Origin of the sequence: Desulfobacterium sp. N47, from assembly GCF_051233685.1 — a bacterium.
Taxonomy (GTDB): domain Bacteria; phylum Desulfobacterota; class Desulfobacteria; order Desulfobacterales; family RPRI01; genus RPRI01.
In genome coordinates this window covers 1-1,094 of record NZ_JBAMMY010000190.1, presented here as the reverse complement: position 1 = coordinate 1,094, position 1,094 = coordinate 1, and the positions used below count along the sequence as shown (strand labels likewise).

At 37.5% G+C, this 1,094-nt stretch carries 1 protein-coding gene; it reads right to left on the bottom strand.

Annotated features, from left to right (window positions below):
* Positions 1-202: 202 nt before the first annotated feature.
* Entirely contained in the window at positions 203-820 is a 618-nt protein-coding gene (locus VXK47_RS12450) for a TetR/AcrR family transcriptional regulator (RefSeq protein ID WP_435549108.1), read from the bottom strand.
* Positions 821-1,094 lie beyond the last annotated feature (274 nt).

Below are 1,094 nucleotides of genomic sequence, written 5' to 3'. Positions count from 1 at the left end.
GCCAGGCATAACAGTCATCTTCACTCTGAAAGTCTTCCTGGAAAATCAACCAACTCACTTCCCCATAATTTGGCTTAACCCCAATATTGCTGCTCATGATGTTTATTATAAATAATTGGGTCAGCTAAGTCAATAGGCCATTCGTATAAATATATCTTTTAAAAAAAATTAAGGACTTGAAACAATGTCCATAGTATTTTATTTATCCTGGGTTGGAAATTCCCCGCCATACCATTTCAAACAGCGTATTTGCCTCTGCAACAAGGCTTTCTTTCTGTCCTCTGGAAACCCACATAAAAAATGATCTCTGGACAAAACCCAGCATAAAATCAAGCAATATACCTGCACGTACGCCGGGATTCAGAATTCCCTCTTTCTGACCCTGGCGCAAAACTTCAAGAAACAGATTTATCATTTTCTTTTGTTGGAATGTTTTATCAGACATCCATGTTTTCATGGGAAGCGTCATAAACAGTATTTTACCCAGTTGCGGATATTTTTCATAGTAATCCATCTGAACCCAGAAGACCTTTCTGAGTTTCTCCTTTAAATCTTCTATACCCTGAAGATGGTCGATAATCCTGTCTGTAAGTCTTCCAAGCCAGATATCCGCAACTGCGAAAACAAGTCCTTCTTTGCTTCCATAATGACCGTAAATAACATTGAAACTAACCCCGGCTTTTTTGGCGACAGCGCGAATATTGGCCTTATGGAAATCCGATTCGGAAAAAACTTCCAAAGCCGCCGCTTCAAGCCGCTTTTGAGTTTCCGGTTTAAAAACTTTGTTGCTATCCGGATTATTCTTGTTTTCGGTTTTCAAAGTATATCCATTATAACCTGGTGATATTAGAATATAATAACTTATTATGTAAATATTCTAAGGGACTTGTTTGATATTGAAAAATGATGTTCTCATTAAAAATAATTAATACCATATTGATATTAAATGTAATTTAATTAATAGCAGGTAAACTCCCGGCTCTGCCGGGAGACTCCCGGAGTTTGACAATTCCGGGATTATGAATTTGACAGGCGTTCATCATACATGATGCTTTTGTAATACCCGAATGCTTTTATCGGGAATCCAGCTTTTA